6 protein-coding genes and 1 pseudogene are annotated in these 6,283 nt (G+C 69.3%); 3 read left to right on the top strand and 4 right to left on the bottom strand.

Annotated features, from left to right (window positions below; translation table 11 throughout):
* Positions 1-125: 125 nt before the first annotated feature.
* On the bottom strand, positions 126-764 hold the full coding sequence (locus ACZ45Z_RS19225; protein ID WP_468363483.1) for a dihydrofolate reductase family protein: 639 nt from the start codon (positions 762-764) through the stop codon (positions 126-128).
* An 89-nt stretch (positions 765-853) separates the two neighbouring features.
* Between ACZ45Z_RS19225 and ACZ45Z_RS19220 the strand changes: the two genes are divergently transcribed.
* The gene (locus ACZ45Z_RS19220; protein ID WP_468363481.1) at positions 854-1,495 is read left to right on the top strand and encodes a TetR/AcrR family transcriptional regulator; all 642 of its coding nucleotides are present in this window, start codon (positions 854-856) and stop codon (positions 1,493-1,495) included.
* Between the two features lie 123 nt (positions 1,496-1,618).
* Here ACZ45Z_RS19220 and ACZ45Z_RS19215 read toward each other — a convergent pair whose 3' ends face one another.
* On the bottom strand, positions 1,619-2,041 hold the full coding sequence (locus tag ACZ45Z_RS19215) for a hypothetical protein (protein ID WP_468363478.1): 423 nt from the start codon (positions 2,039-2,041) through the stop codon (positions 1,619-1,621).
* A 348-nt stretch (positions 2,042-2,389) separates the two neighbouring features.
* Between ACZ45Z_RS19215 and ACZ45Z_RS19210 the strand changes: the two genes are divergently transcribed.
* Positions 2,390-2,812, top strand: a complete 423-nt coding sequence (locus tag ACZ45Z_RS19210) for a secondary thiamine-phosphate synthase enzyme YjbQ (RefSeq protein ID WP_468363475.1) — start codon at positions 2,390-2,392, stop codon at positions 2,810-2,812.
* Positions 2,813-3,065: 253 nt separating this feature from the next.
* Positions 3,066-3,704 (top strand): DUF5994 family protein, encoded by a 639-nt coding sequence (locus ACZ45Z_RS19205; RefSeq protein ID WP_468363472.1) that lies wholly within the window; start codon positions 3,066-3,068, stop codon positions 3,702-3,704.
* Between the two features lie 132 nt (positions 3,705-3,836).
* Here the strand turns inward: ACZ45Z_RS19205 and ACZ45Z_RS19200 are convergent, their stop codons facing one another.
* Positions 3,837-4,886, bottom strand: coding sequence for a methyltransferase (locus ACZ45Z_RS19200; protein WP_468363469.1), 1,050 nt, complete (start codon positions 4,884-4,886; stop codon positions 3,837-3,839).
* Positions 4,887-5,336: 450 nt separating this feature from the next.
* Positions 5,337-6,161: pseudogene (locus ACZ45Z_RS19195) on the bottom strand (ribonuclease BN).
* Positions 6,162-6,283 lie beyond the last annotated feature (122 nt).

The following is a 6,283-nucleotide window of genomic DNA, read 5'->3' as shown; positions in this document are numbered from 1 at the left end:
CCCCCCCCCCCCCCCCCCCCCCCCCCCCCCCCCCCCCCCCCCCCCCCCCCCCCCCCCCCCCCCCCCCCCCCCCCCCCCCCCCCCCCCCCCCCCCCGCTGCTGAGACCTCTCCCGTTGAGACCTGCTCAGGAAGATTGAGCGGCCAGTTCGTGGCGGAGGAGGACCACCTGGGAGTCGAAGGTCCTGGATTCGGTGAGGGTGAGGTTGATCCGCCGCTGGGGAGCGCGGAAGACGGGCCTGCCGCCGCCGAGCACGACCGGGTGGACGAAGATCTGGTACTCGTCGATCAGCCGGTGCTCGGTGAGGAAACCAGCGAGCGCGGAACCGCCGAACAGCAGCAGGTGGGCGCCGCTGTCCTTGAGGGCGGTGAGCTCCTCGACGACGTTCGACTTGATGACGCGGGTGTTCCAGTCGGCCGCGTCGAGAGTCGTGGAGACGACGACTTTGGGCGCCCTCCGCCAGACGGGGGCAAAGGCGAGGTCGTGCTCGTGGGTGGAGAACTCCTCAGCGCGGGGCCAGTAGTTGGACATCATGTCCCACACCACGCGGCCGTAGAGAAAGACGTCGACGCTGTCGGTGAGAGCCTGGGAGTAGGCGGAGAGCTCGGGGTCCATGACGGGCCAGTCGAACTCGCCGTTGGGGCCCTCGATGTAGCCATCGAGTGACTGGTGCACGAAGTGGGTGATCTTGCCCATGAGAAGTGCGACCTCCTTGTGCATGAGGGTCCGGGCCGGCAGTCGCGCGCCCTTGTGTACGATGTCCACATCTGGAGGGCGCGGCGATCCGAGCCCCCTGAGTGATCACGCAGGAGCCTAGATGAACTAAGTGGATGCTGTCCACATTGGAGTTGGTGATGGCCGCAGACACAGGCAAGCCGAAGCGGGAGACGTACCGCCACGGTGACCTCCGCAACGCGCTGATCAACGCCGGCCTCGAACTCGCCCGCGAGGGTGGGCCGGAGGCCGTCGTGCTGCGGGCCACGACCCGCCAGGCCGGAGTCGTGCCCAACGCGGCCTACCGGCACTTCGCCGACCGGGGCGCCCTGCTGCACGCCGTCTCCCAGGCCGCCATGGCCAGGGTCGCGCGCATGATGGAGGAGGAGCAGGCCGCCCTGCCGCCGACCACGGACCCGGCGGCCGCCGCCCGAGCCCGCTTCCGCGCGGTCGGCACCGGCTACCTCCGCTTCGCCCAGGAGGAGCCGGGCCTGTTCCGCACGGCCTTCCACGTCCCTGGCGACATGGCCCACGCCGCCGCCGACACCGCCGCCGGAACCAGCGGCAAGACCCCCTTCGAACTCCTCGGCGCCGCCCTGGACGACCTCGTGACCACCGGCCTGCTGCCCGAAGAGCGCCGCCCCGGCGCCGAGTTCCTCGCCTGGTCGGCCGTCCACGGCCTTGCCGTCCTCCTCATAGACGGCCCCCTCCGCGGCCTCCACCCCACCCAGTGCCACGAGGCCGGCCAGCACGTCATCGACATGATCGAACGCGGAATCTGACCCGCCGACCAGGGTCGATGATGCGCTCGCGGCGACCGCTGTGAGTGGCGAGGACTCGCCCGTTCTTCCGGTAGGCGATGACCCGATTCCACGGCCCATACCGCTCCGCTCCCGCACGTCCCGTCACGGGGCACCCGCAGCCCCGTAACCGGTGATCCGGGGCGGCTGCAGTCGACTGAAGCCCACCTCCAGGCAGTGGAGGGTCACGGTGCCTCCGCCGAGGAACTCGGCCTTCTGGCGGAGCTGGTCCACGACCGCCGGGCTCGGCTGTCCGTACACGTCGATGGATCTCATGCGGATGAGCGCACCGAACGCACGGAACCTCGGCCCGCCGAGCTGCATGTGCAGCTCCATCGACGCCGAATCAGGATGCACGGCCACCACGGTCATCGTGGACTCGGACTCATCGATGTAGAAGTTGTAGGCCATCAGCCGCGGTTCGCGCGCCTCGACGAAGGCGGCCAGGTCGCGCATCCCGTTCTTGACCTCGGCGAGTCTGCCTTCGCGGATGTCCGAACGGTCAACGTAGTAAATGGGTTCCGCCATGCCGCCCGAAGCTACAGCCGGACGCCCGTTCGGTCCGCTCGGCGCGCGGTCCCCCTCCTGCTCGTCCCCCCAATGCGCTGGCCTGGCACTTGCGCAACACGCTTCAGAGCGGCGGTTTCCACATCACCGCGAGCGGCAACGACGGGACGGCGGCGCCGGTCAGGGGCGGGGTGGGCTGGGCCGGACTGGGAAGCCGCGGTGCCAGGGGTTGGAGGGGTGGCTGCTTACTCGGCTTGGATGGCACGAGGACCTGTCCGGTACGAGAGCGGGGCCCTTACCGGCGGTGTCCCGGAGGAACAACCCATCCGGCCGTTAGTGCCGTCGCTCCGCGATGGGTACCGGTGAACCATGGCTGCCACCTTCACCACCCGCACGGTCAACATCACGACCGGCTCCACCGAGACCCTGCACGACCTCACGAACGCATGCTCCGCGTTCCTCCGAGAGGCGGCTCACGGGCGTAACGGACTGCTGAACATCTTCACCCCCCACGCGACGTCCGGCCTGGCCATCATCGAGACCGGCGCGGGCAGCGACGACGATCTGTTGGCGGCCCTCCGCGACGTTCTTCCCACGGACGCCCGCTGGCAGGACCGCCACGGCAGCCCTGGTCACAGCAGCGCCCACATGCTCCCTGCGCTGGTCCCACCACACGCCACGTTGCCCGTAGTCGACGGTGAACTGGAGCTGGGGACCGCGCAGTCCGTCGTACTGGTGAACACCGATCGGGACAGCCCCGAACGGCAAGTCAGGCTGTCTTTCCTCGGCTGACCACACGACCCACGCCATCCTGCGCGTGCCAGGGCCCCTGCCGGCAGCCGGTCGACGAGGCAACTCTCCGACCGGCCACCCCAAGGGCTCCCGTGCCCTCACCCCGCCGCTCCTACGTTGGGTCCGGCGGGCCTTACCAGGAGTAAGCTGTAACTACCGAGAGCACTCCATACACCAGCTTCCACGCTCGTGTCGCTTTCGGCGATTCACGACACCGGGCCGGTCGCGGTCGGCCCGGAGCAGGGTCCGCGTCATGACCACAACCATTCTGGATACACCCGCGGTGGAAGACCGGACCTCTTCACTGCCTCTCCGACTCATCCTGGCGCCGACCGGCACCGCTCCGGCTCTGCTCGACGGTGCGTGGTGGCCCCGGTCCCGTGACCTCGCGGCGGAACTTCCCGCTCTGACGGCCGTCCTCGACCCGCTCTGGGGGCGGACCACCCACGTCACGGTGAACCCCACGCTCTGGCCGGTCATCCCACGGAAGGTGCCCGTGGACGGGCATGTGGTGGGTGTCGGCTGGTTCAAGGCCGAGCAAGATCCCCACAAGTTGCTGCTGCTCTCCTACAGCATCGGCCGTTGGGACCTGCTGGTGATTCCACCGGAGACCAGCCCGGCCACAGCCGCCCGGCTCATGAGCGAGGTCGCCCACCCGCTGGGCACCCTCACCGCGAGTGCTCTGATGGACGAGGCGGAGCAACGCCGGATCGCGGAGGAGCGGGAGCCTTCCCTGGTTTCGGTCTGGGACTCTGAAGGCGGCTACGGAGGCGGCTACGGAGGCGGCTATGGAGATGGCTATGGAGACGGCTATGGAGCAAGCCTGCCGACCTCGCGTTCCCCCGCCCAAGCAATCGTTGGTCAGGTACCAGATGCGGTGGACGGTATCTGAGCATCCGGGAACCCACGCGAGCGCGGAGTTCGAATTCCCGTACTCCGCGCCGGAAGAAAGCCCCGGGTCGGGTCCGCCTCGGGGCCGGGGCGCATCCGCGCGCGGGCGGGACGCTCCTCCCGAGCGGCCGGATCAGATGGCTTCGGCTTCGATGACCGAGGTCAGCGGTGGGGCCGGCATGATGCGGTGCAGGCGGAACCCGGAGCGGGTCAGGAGGTCCTCGAACTCGGAGGCTGTGCGCTCGCGCCCTTGGAGGATCATGAGCATGACGACGTCCAGCGCGACGGCCGGATGAGGGGTGCCGTCGCCGGGCAGCACCGCGTCGATCACCAGCAGTCGGGTGCCGGAATCCATGGCGCGGCGGATGACGCCGAGGATGCGCAGGCAGTCCTCGTCGGGCCAGTCGTGAAGGATGTTCTTGAGCAGGTACACATCCCCACCCTCGGGTACGGCCGCGAAGAAATCGCCGCCTTCCGTACTCCAGCGGTCCTTCAGCCCCTCGACATCGAGCAGGTGGTCGCGGACCGTCTCCGGCCGGTCGAAGAGGACTCCCGTCAGGCCGGGGAACCGCGTGAGCACCTCACGCAGCAGCCCACCCCGGCCGCCGGCCACATCGATGACGGTGCCGCTGTCGGGAAACGGGTAGCCGCGGGCGACCTCCTCGTTGATTCCACCGGAGGTGAGTGAGCTCATGGCTGCGTCGAAGAGGCGACTCTTGTCGGGGGCGGTAGCCAGGTGGTCGAAGAACGGGACTCCGTAGGCGGCGTCGAAGCCGTTCTGCCCGGTGCGCAGGGTGTCCGTGAGGCCGTCGGCGGAGCGGCGGAACATCTCGTCGGTGAACAGCAGGACAGCCGCCTGCTGGGAGCCGGGCACGTCCGTGCGCAGGGTCGCTCCGCTCTCGGTCAGGGAGAAGGTGCCGTCCTCGGCCTCGCGGAACAGTCCGCGCATGGCGAGCAGTCTCATCACGCGGCGCAGGGGAGTGGCCTGGGCATCGGACCGGGCGGCCAGGTCCTCGGCGGTGAGCGGCCCGTCGGCCAGGAGATCCGCGATGCCGTGCAGCACGACGGCGCGTAGGGCCGACGCGTGTATATGACCGAACATCAGGTCTTGCAGCGGCGACGACGGGCCGTGGCTGTTGAGGTCCGACGGGGTGGTGGCGGGGGTGGCAGGGCTGGCGGCCAAGGGTCTGCTCCTGTCGTCGCGCGGGCGTTCCCGCGTTTCCCATATTCGGTGGTTTCGCAGGTCAGAGCTTGTTTTGACGGCTCTCCGGAATGTGTATGCCGTGGCCTGTACGCCGACGGCATATACGCCTGCCGGGCCTCCCCCGGCCGTAGCTGCCAGGGCCCGACGCCCCCCTCTCCATGGGCGCACGCACCCTTCTCCGGACGCGCCACAGTGACTTTCTGGCGCTGATTGAGACCGCTTGTTGCTCGGTGCCACGTTGGAGGCCGAAGTACGAAGCACGCAGGTGTTGTCCGCCTACCCGTCGCGGTAGAGGACAACCCGGAGTTGCGCCTCATGCGGACCGTTCGTGTGGATGCCGAGCGAGCCAGGATCCTTTAGCCGGACCTGTCCGTTGCCCTGTCCGTGGGGGCTGTCCGTCTCAAGCCGCTGAGACCATGAGACGCACCGTCACGTGCGGTCGGCGGTGGCGACACGGGGAAGTTCCTCGTACAGCAGCCGGCCGACCATCGCACCGCCGAAGCCAACGACGCCCACACCGACCAGCCACGACTGGATGACCAGGACGGTTCCCACGGGGCCGTGGCTGACGGTGTCGGATGCGATCAGCGGCGAGAAGACGAGCCGGGAGAAGACCCTCAGGCCGAGCAGCCCGATCACCGTGGCGACAGCGCCGGGAAGCAGGTACGCCAGCGGATCCGCCCGCCCAGCAACAATCGCTGAGACCACCAGAGGATCAGCAGGGCGCTCAGCGACGCGACGGCCCCGCCCGCCAGGGGCTCGCGCCGCAGCGTGGCGGTGGCGGAGACGAAGAGGTATCCGGTGAGGACGCCGAGCCACACCACATGCCGCCCCTGGCCCACCAGCGGGCCGGCGGCAGATCCGAGATCTTCTCGTAGCCGGTCTGCACCGCAGCCCCGAAGCTCAGGCCGAAGACGGCGAGGCGGCGATGCCGAAGGCGGTCGTGGTCCGCAGTCCCTGGCCGGGGCGCGTGAACAACTGCTCGACTTTTGCTCTGGAGGTGGTCGATACGCCGAGCCCTTCGCCGAGCCACTGCGCGAACCCCCGCCCGTGCTCGGGATCGGCGGAGGAGACGATGATCAGCAGTGGTACCAGCGTGAGGAACCCCAGCGCCGCGAAGCCCAGCGCACGCGACCACAGCTCAAGATTCTTGCTCCAGCGCCATCCGCGCCCGACCGGTGAACGGATGATCACGCGGCGCAGCCGTCCGAACCAGGGCGAACGGTCCGCGGCACCAGAAGGCTTCATCGGCATCCCAGTCGACTATCACGGCCGGAACCCTTACCGCGCGAGGGCGCGACGCAGAGGTTCCCGCTAGCCTGGCAGGGCAAGGGGCTACCGGAGCTCAGCGGGCTGCGCCGACCGTGGGGACGGCT

It is taken from the genome of Streptomyces sp. NPDC031210, assembly GCF_055570395.1.
This window is presented reverse-complemented; position numbering and strand designations above follow the sequence as displayed.